This window comes from Salinibaculum salinum (assembly GCF_037645885.1).
Classification (GTDB): Archaea; Halobacteriota; Halobacteria; order Halobacteriales; family Haloarculaceae; genus Salinibaculum; species Salinibaculum salinum.
On record NZ_JBBENW010000026.1, the window covers coordinates 1 to 20,096 of the forward strand.

General features: G+C 62.4%; 19 protein-coding genes, 1 tRNA gene and 1 pseudogene. 9 read left to right on the forward strand and 12 right to left on the reverse strand.

Going from position 1 to position 20,096, the window contains the following annotated elements; translation table 11 throughout:
• A pseudogene (locus tag WDJ60_RS17270) lies at nt 1-106 on the forward strand (IS5/IS1182 family transposase); the annotation flags it as partial.
• On the opposite strand, the gene WDJ60_RS17275 reads toward WDJ60_RS17270, so the two are convergent.
• The 4 genes from WDJ60_RS17275 to WDJ60_RS17290 form a co-directional block, all read right to left on the reverse strand.
• Complete coding sequence (locus WDJ60_RS17275) at nt 101-538, reverse strand: hypothetical protein (RefSeq protein ID WP_340101962.1); 438 nt, start codon at nt 536-538, stop codon at nt 101-103. The pseudogene WDJ60_RS17270 and the gene WDJ60_RS17275 sit on opposite strands and share 6 nt — an antisense overlap.
• 536 nt (nt 539-1,074) lie before the next feature.
• Complete coding sequence (locus WDJ60_RS17280) at nt 1,075-1,338, reverse strand: hypothetical protein (protein WP_340101963.1); 264 nt, start codon at nt 1,336-1,338, stop codon at nt 1,075-1,077.
• A 486-nt stretch (nt 1,339-1,824) separates the two neighbouring features.
• Nucleotides 1,825-1,898, reverse strand: a tRNA-Ile gene (locus tag WDJ60_RS17285).
• A gap of 70 nt (nt 1,899-1,968) precedes the next feature.
• Nucleotides 1,969-2,496 carry an FxsA family protein gene (locus tag WDJ60_RS17290; protein WP_340101964.1) on the reverse strand — a complete coding sequence of 176 codons (528 nt, stop codon included), beginning with the start codon at nt 2,494-2,496 and terminating at the stop codon, nt 1,969-1,971.
• A 113-nt stretch (nt 2,497-2,609) separates the two neighbouring features.
• Between WDJ60_RS17290 and WDJ60_RS17295 the strand changes: the two genes are divergently transcribed.
• The 5 genes from WDJ60_RS17295 to WDJ60_RS17315 all read left to right on the forward strand — a co-directional run bounded on the left by WDJ60_RS17295 (nt 2,610) and on the right by WDJ60_RS17315 (nt 9,446).
• A complete protein-coding gene (locus tag WDJ60_RS17295; protein ID WP_340101965.1) occupies nt 2,610-4,226 on the forward strand; it encodes a DUF255 domain-containing protein in 1,617 nt (538 codons plus the stop codon).
• Between the two features lie 42 nt (nt 4,227-4,268).
• Nucleotides 4,269-5,072: a TrmB family transcriptional regulator gene (locus tag WDJ60_RS17300; RefSeq protein ID WP_340101967.1), complete on the forward strand. Its 804-nt coding sequence runs from the start codon at nt 4,269-4,271 to the stop codon at nt 5,070-5,072.
• Nucleotides 5,073-5,202: 130 nt separating this feature from the next.
• A complete protein-coding gene (locus tag WDJ60_RS17305) occupies nt 5,203-6,189 on the forward strand; it encodes a TAXI family TRAP transporter solute-binding subunit (protein WP_340101968.1) in 987 nt (328 codons plus the stop codon).
• A gap of 27 nt (nt 6,190-6,216) precedes the next feature.
• Nucleotides 6,217-6,711 (forward strand): DUF1850 domain-containing protein, encoded by a 495-nt coding sequence (locus WDJ60_RS17310; RefSeq protein ID WP_340101969.1) that lies wholly within the window; start codon nt 6,217-6,219, stop codon nt 6,709-6,711.
• Nucleotides 6,708-9,446 (forward strand): TRAP transporter permease, encoded by a 2,739-nt coding sequence (locus tag WDJ60_RS17315; protein ID WP_340101970.1) that lies wholly within the window; start codon nt 6,708-6,710, stop codon nt 9,444-9,446. The genes WDJ60_RS17310 and WDJ60_RS17315 overlap by 4 nt, the downstream gene beginning before the upstream one ends.
• A 30-nt stretch (nt 9,447-9,476) precedes the next feature.
• Here the strand turns inward: WDJ60_RS17315 and mptA are convergent, their stop codons facing one another.
• On the reverse strand, nt 9,477-10,406 hold the full coding sequence (gene mptA, locus WDJ60_RS17320; protein WP_340101971.1) for a GTP cyclohydrolase MptA: 930 nt from the start codon (nt 10,404-10,406) through the stop codon (nt 9,477-9,479).
• A 70-nt stretch (nt 10,407-10,476) separates the two neighbouring features.
• Nucleotides 10,477-11,067, reverse strand: coding sequence for a HalX domain-containing protein (locus tag WDJ60_RS17325; protein WP_340101972.1), 591 nt, complete (start codon nt 11,065-11,067; stop codon nt 10,477-10,479).
• A 170-nt stretch (nt 11,068-11,237) separates the two neighbouring features.
• On the opposite strand from WDJ60_RS17325, the gene WDJ60_RS17330 reads away from it, so the two are divergent.
• Both WDJ60_RS17330 and WDJ60_RS17335 read left to right on the forward strand, forming a co-directional pair.
• Nucleotides 11,238-12,299: an anthranilate phosphoribosyltransferase gene (locus WDJ60_RS17330; protein ID WP_340101973.1), complete on the forward strand. Its 1,062-nt coding sequence runs from the start codon at nt 11,238-11,240 to the stop codon at nt 12,297-12,299.
• 1 nt (nt 12,300) lies between these two features.
• On the forward strand, nt 12,301-13,275 hold the full coding sequence (locus WDJ60_RS17335; protein ID WP_340101974.1) for an alpha/beta fold hydrolase: 975 nt from the start codon (nt 12,301-12,303) through the stop codon (nt 13,273-13,275).
• Between the two features lie 9 nt (nt 13,276-13,284).
• On the opposite strand, the gene WDJ60_RS17340 is transcribed toward WDJ60_RS17335, so the two are convergent.
• The 6 genes from WDJ60_RS17340 to WDJ60_RS17365 form a co-directional block, all read right to left on the reverse strand.
• A complete protein-coding gene (locus WDJ60_RS17340) occupies nt 13,285-13,530 on the reverse strand; it encodes a type II toxin-antitoxin system HicA family toxin (protein WP_340101975.1) in 246 nt (81 codons plus the stop codon).
• Nucleotides 13,530-13,733, reverse strand: coding sequence for a type II toxin-antitoxin system HicB family antitoxin (locus tag WDJ60_RS17345; RefSeq protein WP_340101976.1), 204 nt, complete (start codon nt 13,731-13,733; stop codon nt 13,530-13,532). The genes WDJ60_RS17340 and WDJ60_RS17345 overlap by 1 nt, the downstream gene beginning before the upstream one ends.
• 76 nt (nt 13,734-13,809) lie before the next feature.
• Nucleotides 13,810-14,817 carry a threonine aldolase family protein gene (locus WDJ60_RS17350; protein ID WP_340101977.1) on the reverse strand — a complete coding sequence of 336 codons (1,008 nt, stop codon included), beginning with the start codon at nt 14,815-14,817 and terminating at the stop codon, nt 13,810-13,812.
• A gap of 36 nt (nt 14,818-14,853) precedes the next feature.
• On the reverse strand, nt 14,854-16,146 hold the full coding sequence (locus tag WDJ60_RS17355; protein ID WP_340101978.1) for an MFS transporter: 1,293 nt from the start codon (nt 16,144-16,146) through the stop codon (nt 14,854-14,856).
• Between the two features lie 103 nt (nt 16,147-16,249).
• On the reverse strand, nt 16,250-18,385 hold the full coding sequence (katG, locus tag WDJ60_RS17360; protein WP_340101980.1) for a catalase/peroxidase HPI: 2,136 nt from the start codon (nt 18,383-18,385) through the stop codon (nt 16,250-16,252).
• 275 nt (nt 18,386-18,660) lie between these two features.
• Nucleotides 18,661-19,497, reverse strand: coding sequence for an aldo/keto reductase (locus WDJ60_RS17365; RefSeq protein WP_340101981.1), 837 nt, complete (start codon nt 19,495-19,497; stop codon nt 18,661-18,663).
• 96 nt (nt 19,498-19,593) lie between these two features.
• Here WDJ60_RS17365 and WDJ60_RS17370 point away from each other — a divergent pair, with 96 nt between their 5' ends.
• Nucleotides 19,594-20,058 carry a YccF domain-containing protein gene (locus WDJ60_RS17370; protein ID WP_340101982.1) on the forward strand — a complete coding sequence of 155 codons (465 nt, stop codon included), beginning with the start codon at nt 19,594-19,596 and terminating at the stop codon, nt 20,056-20,058.
• The last annotated feature ends 38 nt before the right edge of the window (nt 20,059-20,096 follow it).

Here is a 20,096-nt window from a genome sequence, read left to right on the forward strand (position 1 = left end):
CCACGTCCACGCACGAACAGAAGTTTTCGTTGCGCTCTGCCTCCGGGTTGTCATTGCAATCACCAACTATGAGCGAGGAAACGAACCGGGCTGTGAGAAGCTATGAGATGGATTCTATGACAGGCTCAATTATTATTAAATCCCGTGCCGGTCCCAAAATACGGTTGTCTGATAAGAGACTATCCGTCGAAAGTGGAATATTCACGTAATCATCAAGATCAATAGGTAGCTTTACTGCAGCGATATCAACGGGAGGGCTGTGATCCAAACTCAGCCATGTTGGTTCTCCGTCCTCTACCAGATCTATATCTTTGTGAATTGTCAGTTGAAGTTCGTCTGGTACCTCTCGGAGTATGATACGAATAGAATCAGATACTGGGTCATTATCCTCATCAACGAAACTATGCTTCGTTGAGATTAAGAAGTCGTCCCCATCATGACGGAAGAAAAAGCCCGTGGCATTGCCGCTATCGTTTGGATACTTGATAGGTGTGACAGGGAGAAATAGGTCTTGAATTGACTGTTGGGGGATCGACATAGTGAATGATGCTTGTGAAAGGGAAAAATAAATCCACCGAGAGATTCTTGAGCCCATCCCGAATTCCCTCCCCATTAGGGAAACCGTGGGCGGTGTATTTTGGGTAGGTGGCCTTAGCCACACCCCTAAGAGGGAACCAAACCCCCCGGGTTGGGTTTCGAGACCGAGACTCGCGCTCGATGCGCGCAACGCCAGCGCCCAGCTGGGGCTGGTCCTCGCCACGATCGTGCCGACCACCCCGGCAACCAGCAACAAGTACCGCAAAATAAGCGCGTCCGCGAGTGTCGCCACTGCCCGCCCACCGGGACGTTACCCAGCAGGCGGGAGACTACTTGCTACCTGAGCCACCGCCAAGCGTCACCGATCGCACCGCCTTCGAACTCAACGCGAGCCTGTCTGTACCGTGCCTCCGGCATTCCGGCGTCTTTCCACACGCAGAAGCCTTCTCGAATCGCTCGGTCCATGTTCTCGACACCGTGCATTCGCAGGCGCATCCGCGCGTCTTGGGAGTCGTCTAAGAGACTTTCGTGATACTGTTAGGAAGCATAGTATATGCTGTTTCCCTGACTTTCTTCCTTTGTCTTATCTTCCTCTTTTTTACCCTTTTCAGGCCTTTTCGGCTTTCCATAGAGTTTCTCTGCGACTGCGAAAGCCATCAAAACAATTGGAAACGCAATAAGCGTGAATATAGCAGTTTCAGCTGTTGAGCCATTAGAGCTGGAGAAAACAATAGTACCACCATACACACCACTCACTCCCGATTTCACAAGTTCTCTCGCTAATCTGCCCCAATCTGTCATGTTCTTCAAATTTAATAGATGCTGAAAATATGTTAGATTTTGCTTAGCGACAAAGTCCTACTCTTTTTTTCCGTAGCACACGGGATTGACGGGTGGCTCATACCACTGAGACAGTCCAGACCGATTGACAGCCCTATGACTACAACGACTGACAACCAGTCGCGTCAATCCACCACGGCAGTGCACCCAGCGATTATATTGCCGGCAAGTATGCTTACAGTGCTGGTAGCATATAGGAATCCACCGGAGATTGTGGTGTCAATTTCAGTCGAAACGGTCAGAGTGGTGTTAGCTATCCCAACATCCCTGTTTCAACCAGACGCAAATCCCCATGGAGAACTAGCATCCGCGCGAACGGAGTGAGCGCGGTTCACTGCGAGCGGACTACCGTCCGCGAGCAGCCTTTTTCCCCAAGTTTTTGCGAGGAGTGGTCCACCACGCGCCGCTAGGCGCGTGTGTGAGACCCGACGAAGGAAAAAGTGGTAGTGGGCCAACGCGGATTTGAACCGCGAACCTCCCGGTTATCAGCCGAGCGCTCAACCTGATTGAGCTATTGGCCCCGAACGCATCAGGGTGTATCCGGCATGTACTGTTAAGCGTTACTCTTCGGTCGGACCACGGGACGGTGACTCACTCCCGTCCGTCGTCCACGTCGTAGGAGTCCTCGTCCATGTCGTAGGTGTCGCCGCTGGGACCCGGACCCGGCCCAGGACCGCCCTGCACGCCCGCTGCGCCCTCTTCGGTGGGGAAGCCGTCGACGTAGACGTTCCCGGTGACGAAGCCGCGGGACTTGGCGTCGGCGTAGGGGACGACGACCCACTTCTTGACCGCCAGCCGGATCGGGTAGCGCGTGAACGGAATCACGAGCAAGAACCCGAGCACGTCGGTAACCAGCCCGGGCGTGAGCAGGAACGCGCCCGAGACCAACAGGAGGGCACCGTCGAGGAGTTCGTCGGCAGGCAGTTCCCCGCGAGCGGTCTTCTGTTGTATCTTCCGGAGGGTCTGTCTGCCCTGTGCGCGGACCAGCAACATGCCGACGAGCGCGGTCAGGACGACCAGCAACACGACAACCTGCCAGCCGATGTACGTCGAAAGCACCACCAGCAGCAACATCTCGAGCAGCGGAATGAGCAACAGGACCCCGATGATACGGAGCATACACACGATAGAAACTCCGGCCCCAAACCCCTTTCGAGCGAGGTTGCAGAGTCGAAACGACGACGCACTGCCAGAGTGCAAGCGACTTATTCCGTCACCCACGAAGACGGGGTATGAACGACGACGCCACCAAAGTCGAGTGGAACGAGTGGGGCGAGCGCGCCTTCGACGTCGCCCAGCAGACGGGCAAACCGCTGTTGCTCTCGCTCGTCACCTCGTGGTCGGCCGACTGCCGAGCGATGGACGCGGCCACCTACGACGAACCGCGCATCGCCGCGAACGTCAACGACGGGTTCGTGCCGGTCCGCGTCGACGCCGACCGCAACCCCCAGATTCGCGAACGCTACAACATGGGCGGCTTTCCCTCGACTGTCTTTCTGACTCCCCAGGGTCGCGTGCTCACCGGTGCGACCTTCCTCGTCCCGGAGGGCTTCCGGGGCATCCTCGACAAGGTTCGGGAGACCTGGGACGCCAAAGGCGAAGACGCCGGGTCGGTCCCGCGAGCGCTCCGGGACGCGAAACCCCCGGGCGGAGTCATCGACGCCCGCATCGAGGAGCACATGGTCGAACAACTGCTGGCGGCCTACGACGACGAGTTCGGCGGCTGGGGTAGCGACATGAAGTTCCCGCTCCCGCGGACTATCGAGTTCGCGCTGGTCCGCGCCCGCGATCAGGCGACCAGAACCCTGGATGCCATCCAGACGCACCTGCTCGACACCTACGACGGCGGCTTCTACCGCTACGCCCGTAATCGTAACTGGGGCGGGACTGTCCGCGAGAAACTCACCGAGGAAAACGCCGCGCTCGTCCGGGCCTTTGCCCGGGGCTACCGGTACACCGGCGACGAGAACTACCGCGACAGCGCCGCCGACACAATCGAGTATCTCACGACCGACCTCTGGACCGGGGATGCCTTCGCCGCCAGCCAGGGCGGCAACGAAGGGTACTACACGCTCGAACCCACCGAGCGCGAGGAGGCCGACGCACCGCCGATTGACGAGACGGTCTTCGCCGACCGGAACGGCCTCGCTATCGACGCACTGCTGACCTTCGCCGCCTACACCGACGACGAGCGAGCCACCCGCTACGCCGAGCGCGCACGCGACCACGTCGTCGCGGAGCTCGTCGACGGCGGCGAGGTGACCCACTACCGGGACGGCGACGAGAGCGGTCCCTCGGGACTGCTCGTCGACCAGGCACACGTCCTGAACGCACTCACGACGTCCTGGCAGGTTCGGGGCGAGGCCGGTCCCGCTCGCGAGGTCGCCGACTGGACCATCGAGAACCTGCGCCACGAGAGCGGTGCGTTCTACGACGGCCCGACCGGCGAACTCGGACTGCTCGACAGTCCGCTCTTCCCGCTCGATACCTCGGTCGAACTGGCCGATACGCTGCTCGACCTCGCATTGCTCACCGGCGAGGACCACTACCGAGAAATCGCCCACGAGGCCGTCGCAGCCTTCGGGAACGCGTCCGACCGGATGGGCGTCGAGGTCGCCCACTACGCCGCGACGGCCGCTCGACTCCGCGCCCCTGAAGCCATCGAAGTCGGGACAGCCGCCGGCACGGACCTCCACCGCGCTGCGCTCCGTCTTGCGGACCACGACACCGTCGTCGTCCCCGACGCTGACGGCCTCGACGACACCGCGCGCCACCGGACAGACGGCGAGATCACCGGCACTGCCGACTCTCCGGCCGCGCTCGAAGCACTGGTGACCACCGAAGCGTAAACACCCGGTGCGTTTTTACACTCGGGGCGAGCACTACCGACGATGGCAAGTCTCAGGGACCTCGGCCTCTCCGAGTACGAATCTCGCGCGTACCGGTCGCTGCTCCGAACGGGCCCGACAACTGCAAAGGAGTTGTCTCGTGCGAGTGACGTACCGATGGGGCGCATCTACGACGTGCTCAACAGTCTGGAGACCCACAATCTGGCCCGGAGTCAGAGTGCGAGCCGCCCGAAGAAATACGTCGCCGTCGAACCGGACACAGCGCTCGACCGGCTGCTCGACGACAAGAAACGCGAACTCGAAGAGCAGGCCGACCAGTACGAGGATATCGTCGACGAACTCGGGAGCGAACTCGAAAGCGCCGAACCGGTCGACGAGCCGTTCTGGACCGCCGCGCTCGGCCCCGACGAAGCCTCGGACCTGCTGGTCGAGCGGCTCACCGCCGCCGACGACAGCATCGTCATGGTCGCCGGCGCGCCCACGCCGCAGTTCGACATCGACGAGATGGGCGAACAGATCCTGGACGAAGTAGAAGCCGCCCTCGAACGGGGAGTCAGTGTCTCTATTTTGTTGCGGCCGGAGCTGGTCGATTCGCTGCCCCAGAGTGTCGGCCGCCGCTACCGTACCCACCTTCAGGAAGAAGACGACTTCGAGGTCCGGACCAGTCCGAACGTCACCGGGACGTTCGAACTCCTCGACCACGTCGAGGTCTGTATCGAGATTCCACACCCGCTCAACACCGGCAAGACGTTCGGCGTCATCGACTTCAAAGATTCCGAGTTTGCCGCCGATGTCGCCAAAGCGTTCCAGCCCCGCTGGAACGACGCGAAACTGCTCGAACTGTAACACACACTCCGTCTACCCTGGGACAGCCGACACTCTTGTTCCAGCGGTTCGTCGCGCTTACTGGGTGTAATTTCGTCGTACATCTTGCTAAGCAGCTTATACTTATTCGCTGCAGTCGGTTAGACCGCCCATGGTAAAACACCACACACGGCGCCGAGTCCTGCAGGCGCTCGGCGCTGCTGGTATGGTCGGTCTCGCTGGCTGTGGCGGGAACGGAAACGGTGGCGCTGGCGAACAGCGCCTCTCGTGGCACGCAGGCGGAACTGGCGGGACCTACTTCCCACTCTCGAACGAAATCAAGACCATCGTCGAGGAGAACACGGACCTCTCGCTGAACGTTCAGTCGACGGGTGCGAGCGTCGAGAACGTCGGCAGCCTCGCCGACGGCACCGCAGACTTCGCACTCATCCAGAACGACATCGCGTTCTTTGCGAAAAACGGCACTGGTATCGACAGCTTCCAGGACAACGCAATCGAGAATCTGCAGGGCGTCGCAACTCTGTACCCCGAGACGATTACACTCGTGACGTTGCAGGGTACGGGTATCGAGTCGCTATCCGACCTCAGTGGCGCGACTATCAACACGGGCGACCTCGGGTCGGGGACACAGGTCAACGCCAACCAGATTCTCGAATCGGTCGGTGTCACCGACTACGACGAGCAAAACGCCGGCTTCTCGCAGGCCTCCGAGCAACTCGCTAACGGCGACATCGACGCGGCCTTCGTCGTCGGCGGCTGGCCGGTCGGTGCCATCGAGGACCTGGCCAACACTAACGATATCCGCATCCTCTCTATCGAGGGGGACAATCGCGAAGCCGTCAAAGAGGAAGCCTCCTGGTTTGCCGACGACACCATCCCCGGTGGCACCTACAGCGGGGTCGACGACGACGTCGAAACCGTCGCCGTCCAGGCGATGATTGCGACCAACGAGAGTGTGCCTGCCGACACCGTCGAGACGGTGACCGCAGCTATCTTCGACAACGTCGACGACCTGAGCATCAAGACGGACTTTATCTCGAAAGACAGCGCCCAGGACGGCATGTCCATCGAGCTCCACGAGGGTGCAGCCGCGTACTTCGGCGAAACCGGCGCAACTCAGACCGAAACCGAGCAGTAGACGCCTCGGTATCCTAGTCGGCAGAGCATGTCCCGGTTCAAAACTGGAGTTGCGTACGCCGTTCCTGTCGTACTAGTAGTCGCACTCGCCGTGTTTGCGCTGACAACTCCAGCCAGTACGGTTCTCGTCGTCGAAGACCTCGACACGGGCGAACACTACGTCACCGACCCCGTCGAGACCGACACCACTGTGGGGCTGTCGTACACCCACAGCGTCGAGCAGAGCCGGGTGTACGACGAGTACCGCGTCGAGGAGACGACGCTCGTGAACACGCGCATGGAGTTCGAATCCTACGGCTGGGGTCTTCCTTCCCGGGTCAACGTCACTACCGTCAACGGGACGCTCGTCTACGACCCACCGGGACCAATTGCCGAGTTCGACTCGCTCTCCGTCTCGCCGGGTCACATCGCCGGCCATACGCTCACCGTCGGGTCCCGGCAATACGACCTGGTTGCAGCGACAGACGCGAACGACGTCCGAATTCACATCGAGCAACGGCAACTGATTGACCGATTCATATGAGTACCAACAGCCAAGACGAGAGTCCGGTCGACGGCGTAGAGGCAGAGCTCTCGAGAGAAGAGACAGACGAACTCCTCCAGGAAATCGAGCGGCGTCGCTCGCTCACCGGACTGGCAGCCTTCGCGGTCTCAGCGATCGGAATCCTCTTTTCGGTGTTCCAGATGTGGCTCGCCGCCAGGAGTTTCACGGCGACAGTCTGGATTCCACTTGTCGGCACTCTGGAGATCTCCCTGCAACTTCTGCAGGCAAACGCCATCCACGTCGCCTTCGCACTCGTGTTAACGTTCCTCATGTTCCCGGCGAGTATGGGCGACGGCTTCGTCGTCCGAAACCTCGGCAAAGTCGTTCCTGCTATCTCGTCCCGACTCGGCGAGGATAACCCAGTTACGCGCGCGGCCGAACGGGTCCGCGGGTTCTCTCGCTGGCTCGTTCTGGACCCCACCAGGAGTCGGGTCACCCCGTTCGACGTTCTCTGTATTATAACCGCTTTTCTCGCTGCGCTGTATTTCCTGACAGATTTCCGCGAGATTCGGGACATGCGCGTGTTTGGCGTCAACTCCGGTCGGCCGCTCCCCGAGATGTTTCCACTTCTCGAACCTGTCGTCGGTGGGCTCCCCATCCTCAGCGACGTTTCGGTCGCCTTCATCCTGGGCGTGCTGGGCGTGCTACTGGTGCTCGAAGCGACCCGGCGGACGCTCGGTCTCCCGTTGATGATTATCGTCGCTGCGTTTATCGTCTACGCCCGGTGGGGCTACCTCATCAACAGCGGGACGCCGTTTCTCGGCCTGCTGGCGATTCCCGAACTCACCTGGGGCTCGATTATCCAGAACCTCTGGTACAACACCGAAAACGGTGTGTTCGGTATTCCGGTCACCGTCTCGGTACAGTTCATCTACATCTTCATCCTCTTTGGCTCCTTTCTCGAGATGAGCGGTGCCGGCCAGTGGTTCATCGACCTCGCGTACGCGGCCACGGGCGACCGCAAGGGCGGCCCCGCCAAGGCGTCCATTCTGGCCAGCGGCTTCATGGGAACGATTTCGGGCTCTTCGATTGCCAACACCGTCACGACTGGTGCGTTCACGATTCCGCTGATGAAACGCTCGGGCTACTCCCCGGAGTTCGCCGGTGCCGTCGAGGCGTCGGCCTCCTCCGGCGGGCAGATTCTTCCGCCCGTGATGGGCGCGGCCGCGTTCCTGATGGTCCAGTACACGGCGACGCCGTTCCGTGAAATCATAATCCTCGCGACGATTCCCGCCGTCGTCTTCTTCTTCGGCGTCTGGGTGATGGTTCACCTCAAGGCCACCCGGGAAGGTATCGGCGGCCTCTCCGATATCGACACGGTGCCGGTTCGCGAGCACATGAAACACGGCTGGTTCTACCTGGTCCCCATCTTCCTGTTGCTCTACTACCTCATCATCGCGCGACTGTCTGTCGCGCGGTCGGCGTGGTTCACGCTGGTCGCACTCACTGCACTCATCGCGTTCGTCTCGGCCTACAGCGAGGACACCCGAGGCATACTCTTCGGGATACTCGCCGCAATCGTCGGCGCAGAACTCGTCAGCCACGTCGTCGCCGGCGTCGCCGTCACCGGCCTCCTGACCGGTGCGAGTGGGACCGGCCTCGAAATCGGCCAGGCCGCCGGTGTCGTCGTCGCCCGTCTCGGCTGGTACGCGATGCTCGCCGGCGTGGTGACGCTGCTGATACGACCCGACCTCGACGCGAAGTATCTCGAACTGAATCCCACTGTCCAGAAGACCGCCGAGACGGCCGGCGAGAAGACGGGGCGCGGCCTCGATGACAACCAGTTGTTCCGGTTGGGAACGTTCGTCGTCAAGTCGATGGAAGAAGGTGCCAAGACCGCAGTTCCGGTCGTCATCGCCGTCGCCGCAGCAGGCGTCATCCCCGGCGTCATCAGCGTCTCCGGACTCGGTCCGAATCTCACTTCGCTGCTGCTGGCACTTTCCGGTGGCTCTATCGTCGTCATGCTGGTCGTGACCGCTATCGCCAGCATCATCCTCGGGATGGGGATGCCGACGACCGTGACGTACATCATCCTCATCTCGATGCTCGCCACGCCGCTGGTAGAGTTCGGTATCCCGCTGCTCGCGGCCCACCTCTTCATCCTCTACTTCGGCGTCATCGCCGACATCACGCCACCGGTCGCGGTCGCCGCTTACGCCGCCAGCGGGGTCGCCAAGTCCGACCCCTTCGAAACCGGCGTCAAGGCGTTCTCGCTGTCGCTAAACAAGGCAATCGTTCCGTTTGCGTTCGTCCTCGCACCGGGTATCGTCCTGCTCCGCGAGAAAGAAAACGCCGCGACCCTCCCGATACGTGAGCAAAACCGTGTGGTCGGCTTCGCCGACCTCGCCGAACTCTCGTACTCTGTCCCGGAGATACTGGTACCGGTCGTCGGCGTCTTCATCGGCGTCGTCGCACTCGGTGCGACGGTCATTGGCACGCTGTACACCAGTGTCAACAGAGTCGAACGAACCGGCTTCGCACTGAGTTCCGTCCTCTTGATGGCCCCTGGACTGCTCTCGACAGCTGTCTTCGACCTGGTCGGTGTCTTCGGCGTGACGGTCAGTCCCGACCCACTCGTGCTCGACCTGACGCTTCGCGCTCTCGGGCTCGTCATATTCGTCGTTCTAGCGGTGAGAAATCGTCGGGAAGCGGTTATCGAAGCCGCACAAAGAGAGGGCGCCGAAGCTAGCGAAGAGCGGACTGAACCGGCCTGAAAAGCAGTTTCCAACCCAGAGCGCAGCGATTCAGTTTCCGTTGACTTCACCCTGCAAATCCGCCACCGTCGCCACCCGCTCTGCGTGCGCGTTGTGCTGGTGGATAGACTCGTCGTTGGACTGTTTCATCGTCACGATTGCCTCTTCAGGTAGATTCGGGAAGTGCTCGACGACGCCCTCGGCCATCGCACGCACGCAGTCCTCGACGAACTTCGCGTCCGCGTGCGCCTCGTAGGTCATGTGGTCCTCGTCAGGACGCTTCGCGAGGTTGTAGATGCGTGCGCTCATCGAATCCCGGGCGACCTCGATGAGGTCGTTCAGGTCGACGTCAGGACTGCCCTCACTCTCGATAGTCAGCGTGGCGTGGCCCCGCTGGGAGTGACCTGCCTGTGGGACTTCGTCGAGGAACTGCTCGATAGTATCGTCTTCGACGCCGAGCCCCTGTAGCGTCTCCCGAGCACGCGACGCCGACATCCCCTGCGAGCAGGGACAGACCGTCATGCCGGTGACGCGGGTCCCGATTTCCTCGTGGGTACCCTCCTCGGTGGCGGTCGCCGAGGCGATGATATCGGCGGTGCTCTGGGTCGCCATGTCTGAAGCCGGCGTCTGCTCGCGGGTAACGTACTCGGCTTCCATACTGACCTCCGCTTTCGTCGTGTAGTCGTGTTTCTCCAGCAACCGTTCAGCAGCGTCGCCACAGACGTCTTCGACGCGGTAGCTGGAGTTGCTCACTGCCGCCTCCAGCGTCTCGTCGACGACCTCCATGTTCCGGCTCATGTCCGCCCCTTTCCGCCAGGACGGAAGGTCGACGTAGACTTCGAATTCGGCCATGAGAACGATCGGCCGTTTGTCATCGCGGTCGATTTTGACCAGTTTTTCGACGCCGGTGACACCGACGCGGTTGAGACCCACAGCCACATCCGGACTCGACGCCTGCACGTCCGGGAGTTGCTGACTCATGTAGCCACTGTTAGGGGAGAATACCGGTTAGTGCTTTCGGTAGACGAAACGGGAAAAATACCCCAGGAGACTAGTCTTCGATACCGGTGGCAGCGGGGTCGTCACCGATGTCGCGAAACACCGCGACGAAGTCGTCGTCGTCGAAGCTGGCGACCGTCTCGTCGAGCTGGTCGCGCAGGTCGTCCATCCGCCCTTCGAGGTCAGAGAACTCCTCGCTCTCTGCGAGTTCAGACTCCGGTTTGTTGGCCATCAGCGTCGCATGTTTTGCCGTCAGCGCGTAGTAGTTGCGCAGTTTCGATTCGTACTCCGACGTGGTGAGCAGGCGCTCGATAGTGTTAAACAGGTCGTCGCGGGAGACCGGCTTGATGACGTAGTCGTCGAAGGGCATGTCGATGATGTCGAAATCTGGATCGACGGCAGTCACCATGGCGACGCGGCAGGCGAGTCCCCGCTCTCGGATCTCGTCGAGCACGTCGTCACCGGAGATGCCGGGCATCCGCCGGTCGAGCAACACCACGTCGACAGCGTCGTCGAGTTCGTCCAGCGCTTCCTGGCCGCTGTAGGCCGTCGAGACGATGTACTCGTCCTCAAGTTGGGCCGCATAGGCGTCGGCGACGTCCGGTTCGTCGTCGACGACGAGAACTGTCGCAGGCTCGGTCATTCCCTTTCACCTAGAGACGACCGGGAGCAAAAGGTTTCCGGGTGGCGCGCCGTGCTGCGTCCCGAACCGCTGCTGAAGGGGGTCATACGCCCCCTTTATAGCTGCCCCTACATGAGTCTGCGGGCTACCGGAAGCGGGAGTCTTTAGACCGGACTGGCCCAATTGGGGGTATGCACGACGCGAGCAGCGAGTTCGGCGACTGGCCGTTGCAGCGGCTGATGACCGAGATTGTCGGCTCCGGCCACAAGTCCGCCGACGATATGACCCGCTCGCAGGCCCGCGACGCCTTCGCCCGTATCCTCGCTCACGACCCTCCCGAGACGACGCTCGGCGCCTTCTGGCTCGCCAACCGCTGGAAGCGAAACACCCCGGCGGAACTCGCCGCCTTCACCGACGTGATGCGCGAAGCGAGCGTCGAACGCGCTGTCCCCGACTGCGACCCCGTCGACTGTGGCGCGAACTACGACGGCAAACACACCTCCGCACTGCTCGGCGTCGCCGCCGGTATCACCGCTGCGGCCGCAGGCGCCCCCGTCGTCACCCACTCCGGCGACCGCATCCCCACGCAGGAGGCGACCGCCTACAAACACGTCCTGGACGACCTCGACGTTCGCACCGACCTCGACCCGGCAGAGAGCGCCGACATGGTCGACGAGACCGGCTTCGGTTTCTACTACCAGCCCAACTTCAACCCCGGCGTCGACAGCCTCGTCGACCGGCGCAGGGAGATGGGCGTTCGGACTTTCCTCAACACCGTCGAGACGCTCGCAAACCCCGCCGATGCCGACGTCCATCTCGGGAGCTTCTACCACCTCGCCTTCGCCAAGCGCATCGTCGACACATTTGCCGAGATGGAATCCCAGGACGTGCCCCGCGTCATCATGTTCCAGGGACTGGAAGGCTACGACGACATCCGCCCCGGAACGACGGTCGTCGCCGAGTACGACGGCGACTTTACCGACTACGAAATCGAAACCGGCGAGTACGAGATGGACTTCGAGCGCGACGACCTCGCTGTCGAGGACGTGGCCGCCGATTCCGCAACCATCACCGAGGAAGTACTGACCGGCGAACGAGACGACCACTTCGCAGATGCCGTCGTCCTCAACGCCGCTGTCCGCCTCTACGCGGGCAACGAGGTCGACACTATCGGAGACGGGCTCGGACTCGCCCGCTCGGCTATCGCCGAAGGCGGCGCGCAAGACCGACTCGACCAACTCAGGGGGTTCTGAAATGAGCGGAGATACCACCAGACCACGACCGGACCCCACCGCACCGGGCCATCCCGACGATCCCGACCACTGGCGACACGAGACCGCTCACCTCTCGGCTGTCGAACTGCACTACGTCACCGTCGACGCGAATCAGGACGCGGTCGACCACCCGACCGGAACCGCGCCGCTGGTCGTCCTCCTGCACGGTTTCCCGGAGTTCTGGTACGCGTGGCGACACCAACTCGACGCCATCGCCGACGCGGGCTATCGCGTCGTCGCGCCGGACCTCCGGGGGTACAACCGCTCTGCGAAACCGGACGGCGTCGACAGCTACACGCCCGACCGACTCGTCGGCGACGTGCGCGAACTCGTCGAACACCTCGGCTACGCGCAGGCCGACATCGTCGGCCACGACTGGGGCGGTGCTATCGCCTGGGAGACGGCGATTCGAGAGCCGGAACTCGTCCGCCGGCTGGTCGTCATGAACGCTCCCCATCCGGGTGCCTACGAGCGACTCCTCACGCGGTCGCCCGAACAGCTCCTGAAGTCGTGGTACGTGTTCCTCTTCCAGCTCCCGTGGCTCCCCGAGCGCCTGCTCCAGGCCGACGACTACCGCATCGTCGACGAGATGCTGACCGAGACGGCCGCCCCCGGGTCGTTCACCGAGCGAGAGGTCCAGCGGTACAAGGACGCAATGGCCCGCTCGGGCGACCTCTCGGGACCGGTCAACTACTACCGAGCTATCGCCCGGGAGAACGCTCGCGAACAGCTCATCTCGTTTCTCCCCGACGCCGTCACCCGCGACACGACTGTCGACGTGCCGACGCTGGTCATCTGGGGCGAACAGGACCAGGCACTCAGCGTCGACCTACTAGAGGACCTCGACGAGTGGGTGCCCGACCTCCGCATCGAACGACTGCCCGATGCCAGCCACTGGGTGCAGTCGGATGCACCCGAGGAAGTGAACCGGCTGCTGCTGGAGTTCCTGGGGTAGTGTTGACCGTCAGCGGTGTTCGTCTATCCATTCACACCAGGCGTGGAAATCCTGTGCACCGCACTGGTCGGCGATATTTTGAAGTGTTCCGATTCGCACGCGGTCGTGTAACGGAACCGTAACCGTTCGCTTCTCGCCCGTCTCCGGGTGAGTGTACTTCAGGATTGCATGGTCACCCCGCGTGCGGTCGTGCTGATAGTCGAACCTCCGGAGGACGTTGACTATCTCCTCACCCGAAAAGTCACGCGACACCATTACTCGTCGAACCACGGTGCGTCCGGTTCCGGCGCAGGTGTCTCGTCGTCTCTGGCTTCCTCGGTCAGTTCGACCGCTTCGTCGAGATTGGTCAGCGCCTCCTCCCGCGTTTCCCCCTGACTGGCAACGCCAGTCTCCTCGTCGATGGCAGACCACCAACCGTCGTCTTCCTCGATGAGCCGAATTTCCCGCCCAGTACTCATAGACCGAATTACGCCGGCATCGCGTATAAACGTTCGACCCGGGCGGTGACGGCACAACTCACAAATCGACTCGGTCTCACGCCACCCGTCCGACCGCCTCGATAGCTCGGCCGATATCGTCGTCGTCGACGTCCCAGTGCGTACAGAACCGGACGACGTGGTCGTCGAAGGGAACGCCCAGCACGCCCTCGCTCTCACAGTCGTCGAGAAACCCCTCGGCTGGTCGGTCGGTTTCCACGAGAACGATGTTCGTCTCCGGTGGCTCGACCGACAGCCCCGCGACATCGGCCAGTCCGTCGGCAAGCCGTGCCGCACGGCGGTGGTCCTCGTCGAGTCGGTGGCGATTCGCCAGCGCGTGGCGGCCGGGCGCGGCAACGATGCCGACCTGACGCATCCCGCCGCCCATGAGCTTCCGCGTTCGGCGGGCGGCCTCGATGGTCGATTTCGGTCCTGCAAGCAGCGACCCGACTGGCGCACCGAGTCCCTTCGAGAGACAGCACATCACTGTATCCACCGGCTCGACGAACTCGGCGGCAGACCGGTCCAGCGCGGCCGCTGCGTTGAACAGTCGCGCACCGTCGAGGTGGACCGGTACCCCCAGGTCGTGGGCAACCTCCGCGGCCGCCGCGATACGTTCGGGTGCGATTGCCGTACCGCCCTTGCTGTTGTGGGTGTTCTCCAGTGCGAGCAGTCCGGTTCCGGGGCGGTGGCTTGTTGCGTCGACGTACCCCTCCTGTACCTGTTCTGGGTCGACCACGCCGCGGTCGCCAGCGTCGATGGGACGGGTCTGGACCTCTGAATGCTGGGCGAGGCCAGCGAGTTCCCACTTGTAGATGTGACTCTCCCGCTCGCAGAGAAGCTCCTGGCCGCGCTCGGTGTGAACGCGGGCAGCAATCTGATTTCCCATCGTCCCCGACGGGACGAACAGGGCTGCCTCGGTCCCGAGCACGTCGGCCGCCCGCTCTTGCAGGTCGTTGACTGTCGGGTCTTCCCCGTAGACGTCGTCTCCCACCTCGGCGTCGCTGGCGGCCTCGCGCATCGCATCACTCGGCCGGGTGACGGTGTCACTGCGAAGATCAATCATGGCACTGGTTATCGTCGGACGGACAAAACTGTGCGGCTAGTCGTCGAGCGGTTCCTCCACCGGGGCTCGCGCGGCGCTCGCCCGCCGAGAGGTCACTGTGAAGGTGAGCGTCGCGACGGCAATAAAGCCCGCCGCGAGGACGAACCCGGCCTCCGTCGAGATGAAGTCCATCGTCGTGCCGACCAGCACCGGCCCCGCGACCTGACCGACCTTCCAGGAGATAGAGCGGAGAGACATCGCGCTAGCGACGGAGTCGTACTGTGCCCCTTCGTCGACGAACAGCGACATGCTCGCTGGCAGACGGATAGAGTCGGCGACGCCGAGCAGCGAGTACGCGCCGAACAGCGCGAAAAAGGCCCCACCGAGGACCTGTGTATCGCCGAAGGCCGATACCACGACGGGATTGACCCGTCCCTCGAAATACCCGGCCAGCGGAATCGCAGCAGTCCCGACGCCGTAGAGGGCGGCCCCGACGGCGACGAAGTAGTGTTCGTGGCCGTAGCTGTCGGTGAGATTCCCGACGATACCCTGCAGCAGTCCCTTCGTGAGCTTTCCACCAGCCAATATCCAGCCGATAGCAAAGGCAGAGATGCCGAAGCTCGTCCGCGCGTAGATTGGCAGGAAAATGAGCACAGCCATCTTGCCGACGCTGAAGGTAAAGCGAAATCCAACCAGCGAGCGCAGCATCGGCAACCCGAGCAACGACCGGAACGTCTCGACGCCGCCGGCGTCCTCGGGGTCTTTCTGGCCACCGGGGTCGTCCCGGAGGAAGACAAAGACGAGCACAAATGCAACTAGCGTGATAGCCGTCAGCACGAGATAGGGAAGGGTGAACCCGTAGGCGTACAGCAGGTACCCACCGAGCAAGTCGCCGGCCAGCGACGAGAACGAGGCCACCTGGTTGTACGACCCCAGCCAGAGCCCCTGTTCGTCGTCGGGGCTTATCTCGCCGACGACAGTCGATCCGGTTATCCAGAGGATGATCGCACCAAGGCCCTGGACCATCCGGACGAGGATGACGTGGACGGCGTTCCCGACGAAAATGAAGCCGACGAAGACAGCGACGTTCACCAGGAAGCCAGCGAGCAGATATCGCTTGGCGTTGCCGGTGTCTATCTTCCGCCCTAGCGGCAGGACCACGACCAGTTGAACGAGCGCAAAGGCCGTCCCGAACAGCCCTTCGACGAAGCCGGTGGTCCCGAAGCTGTCGGCGTACAGCGCCAGCGCGATGAGAATCGTCGAGTACGCCTGACTCCGCGCGAACGCTGTCCCGGACAGCGCGAAGAACTCCCTGTCTCCGAGGAGTTCGAGCGAGCGAAAGCGGGTCACGTGCCCACAGGTCAACGAGGATTATTCTGGGGCAAAAATCGCTCGGTCAGGCAAAAGCGTGTGGTCGGCTCTCAATAGCGTGGTGACGGGGACTGCGCCGGGCCTATTCGAGGTCGAAGCGGTCGAGCTTCATGACCTTGCTCCACGCGTCAACGAAGTCATGGACGAACTCCTCCTCGCCGTCCTCGGACGCGTAGACCTCCGAGAGCGCACGGAGACGCGAGTTCGACCCGAAGATGAGGTCGTAGCGGGTCGCTTCCCAGACCTGTTCGCCCGTCTCGCTGTCGTAACCCTCGTAGACGGACTCGTCGTCGGCCTCCTCCCATTCGTACTCCATACTGAGCAGGTTGTCGAAGAAGTCGGTGGTCAACACGCCGGGCTCGTCGGTGAGGACACCGAGCTCGGAGTTCTGGTAGGTTGCGCCGAGCTGGCGCAGCCCACCGACCAGCACGGTCATCTCCTCGGGCGTCAGGTCCAGCAGGTCAGCCTTGTCGACCAGCAGTTCCTCCAGTTTCCGGCTGTGCTCCCCACCGACGTAGTTCCGGAAGCCATCCGTCTTGGGCTTGAGCGCCTCGAAGGATTCCTCGTCGGTCCACTCCTCCTCGGCGTCGACACGGCCCGGTTCGAACGGCACTTCGACGTCGTAGCCGGCGTCGGCCGCGGCCTGCTCGATGGCCGCGTTGCCACCAAGCACGATGAGGTCGGCCAGCGAGACAGCCGTCCCGTCCGACCGCGAGTCGTTGAACTCGGCCTTGATGTCCTCCAGCGTCGAGAGAACCGTCTCCAGTTCCTCTGGTTCGTTGACCTCCCAGCTCCGCTGTGGTTCCAGTCGGATGCGGGCGCCGTTGGCGCCGCCGCGTTTGTCGCTGTCGCGGTAAGTCGAGGCAGACGCCCAGGCAGTCTTGACGAGTTGCTGGGTCGTCAGGTCGGTGTCGAGAATCTCCGTTTTGAGGAGTTCGGCGGCCTCGTCGTCGATCGGCTGGAAGTCCCGGTCCGGCAGGGGGTCCTGCCACAGCATCGTTTCCTCGGGCACTTCGGGGCCGAGGAACCGCTCTGGCGGGCCCATGTCGCGGTGGATGAGCTTGTACCAGGCCTTCGCGAAGGCGTCGAGGAACTCCATCGGATTCTCCTGGAACTCCTCCATAATCTCCAGGTAGTCGGGGTCTTTCTTCAGGGCGATGTCCGTCGTCAGCATCATCGGCGTCTGGGTGTCGTCGGGGTCGTGGGCAGCCGGTGCGTCCTCAACCTCGTCCGCGTCTACGGGCGTCCACTGCCAGGCGCCGCCGGGGCCCTTGTGCGGTTCCCACTCGTGTTCGAGCAGGTTGTTGACGTAGGACATGTCCCACATCGTCGGCGTGCTGTTCCACGGGCCTTCGATGCCGCTGGTGATGGTGTCGTCGCCTTTCCCGGAGCCGTAGTCGCTCTCCCAGCCCAGCCCCATGTTCTCAATGGGTGCGTCGGCGGGTTCGGGACCGACGTACTCGTCGGGGTCGTCGGCGCCGTGGACCTTCCCGAACGTGTGACCGCCGGCGATGAGCGCGGCCGTCTCCTTGTCGTTCATCGCCATTCGACTGAACGACTCCCGGATGCGCTCGGCCGACCACTCGGGGTCGGGTTCGCCCTCCGGGCCCTCGGGGTTGACGTAGATGAGGCCCATCACGGTCGCGCCGAGGTGGTCCTCCAGTTTATCGTCCTCGTCGAAGCGGTCCCACGACTCCATGTCCTGTTCGGGGCCCCAGTCAGCACCCGCGTCGGACTGGAATGCGTCCGTTCGGCCGCCCGCAAAGCCGAAGGTGTCGAAGCCCATCGACTCCATGGCGACGTTGCCAGCGAGCACGATGAGGTCGGCCCACGAGAGTTGCTTGCCGTACTTCTGTTTGACCGGCCAGAGCAGGCGCCGTGCCTTGTCGAGATTGGCGTTGTCGGGCCAGCTACCGATCGGCTCGAACCGCTGGGTACCACCCGAGGCACCACCGCGGCCGTCGGTCGTGCGGTACGTCCCGGCGCTGTGCCAGGCCATCCGGATGAAAAGCGGCCCGTAGTTGCCGTAGTCGGCCGGCCACCAGTCCTGCGAGTCAGTCATCACCTCCTCGATGTCAGCTTTCACCGCCTCCAGGTCGAGGTTCTGGAACTCCTCTGCGTAGTCAAAGTCCTCACCGAGCGGGTATTGCTGTGCGTTCTGGTCGAGCGGGGTCAAGTCCAGCAGGTCAGGCCACCAGTCTTGATTGGACCGAGTCATACTAGACACTTGTCGCATTCGCACATCAATATTCCCATTCCAGAATGAATCTTCGGTGTAGCCAAACCACACTCTCGGATATGTGAAATTTTCCTTAATGGTTCGGTCCACCAGTATTTCGTGGAAAGCGGGAGACAACAGGAAAACACCACGATCAAAGAGTGGGAGAGGCTGGTGGGAGTTCGGGGACGGGGGCAAGCCCGGTCAGTCGTCGTTCAACACCCCTTCGGCGACGGCCATGTTTTCGGGCTCGAGGTCGTCGTCGGTCGGACCGTTCAGAGGAGTCGCGCGTACTCGTCGTCGGTCAGGTCGATCTGGCTCGCGGCGACGTTCTCTTCGAGGTGGTCGATACTCGACGTGCCCGGAATCGGTAGTGTCACGTCCGAGTGCTCGAGCAGCCACGCCAGTCCAATCTGGTACCGGGTCGCGTCGTGAGCGGCAGCGATATCGTCGAGCGTCTCACCGAGGTCACCCAGGTCGCCAGCGCCGAGCGGGAAGTACGCCATATAGCCGATACCGTGTTCCTCACACGCTTCGAGAACATGTTCGCTGTGGCGGTCAGCGACGTTGTACTGGTTCTGGACGGTCGCGATCTCGACGTGATCGAGGGCCGTCTCCAGTTCGTCGACGCCGACGTTCGAGAGGCCGACGTGGTCGATGATTCCCTCGTCTTTCAGCTCGGCGAAGGCCTGGACGCTCTCCTCGAAGGGAACGTCGTCGTCGGGCGCGTGGTACTGGAAGAGGTCGATGCTGTCGACGCCGAGACGGTCGCGGCTGACCAGCGCCTGATTGCGGATGTAGTCTGGCTCACCGTGGCGGAGCCAGTCGCCGTCCGTGTTCCGGAGCAACCCGGCTTTCGTCGCCACGACGGCCTCGTCGGTGACGCCCGCCTCGCGGATGAGGCGCTCGCTGACGCCGGGACCGTACGAGTCTGCGGTGTCGATGAAGTCGACGCCGCTGTCGACGGCATGCCGGAGAACCGCACGCGCGGCATCCTCGTCGCTGGGCGGGCCGATGATGTCCTCGCCGGTGATGCGCATCGCGCCGTATCCCAGTCGGTGAACAGGTAGCTCGCCGCCGATATCGAAGGTCGAACTTTCGTTTGTGACCATAGCGCCCTTTCAACCGGGAGCAAAAAGAGTCCCCGGGCAAACAGATTGGGGAGTGCCCGCCAGTACACAGATACGTCTCGACCGTCTGGACACAGTATGAGCGACGACACTAGTGATCCAGCTGTGAATCGGGAGCGGAGCGTCACCGTCGACTACGAGTCGCGGAGTCCATCGCTGCTCGTGCGTACCGTCTACTTCCTGCTGATCGGCTGGTGGCTGACTGGTATCTGGCTTGGTATCGCCTGGGTTCTGAACCTCACTATCGTCGGGATGCCCCTCGGCATCAAGATGATCAACAGAGTCCCGAAGGTGCTCTCGCTGAAAGAGCGCCCGCTCCGGAGCGAGGTCATCGACGAGAACGGGGCCGTGACCGTCGTCAAGTCCAACCGCGAACAGCGGTCGCTCCTCGTTCGTGCGGTCTACTTCCTGCTGGTCGGCTGGTGGGCGAGTGGTATCTGGATGGGGATTGCCTACGCCGCGACGCTCTCTATCGTTGGCCTCCCGCTTGCGGTCTGGATGTACGGCAAACTCCCCTTCGTCGTCTCGCTGTACAACTACTAGCGACCCGGGCCACGTGGACGAAACGGCTAATGGGTTTC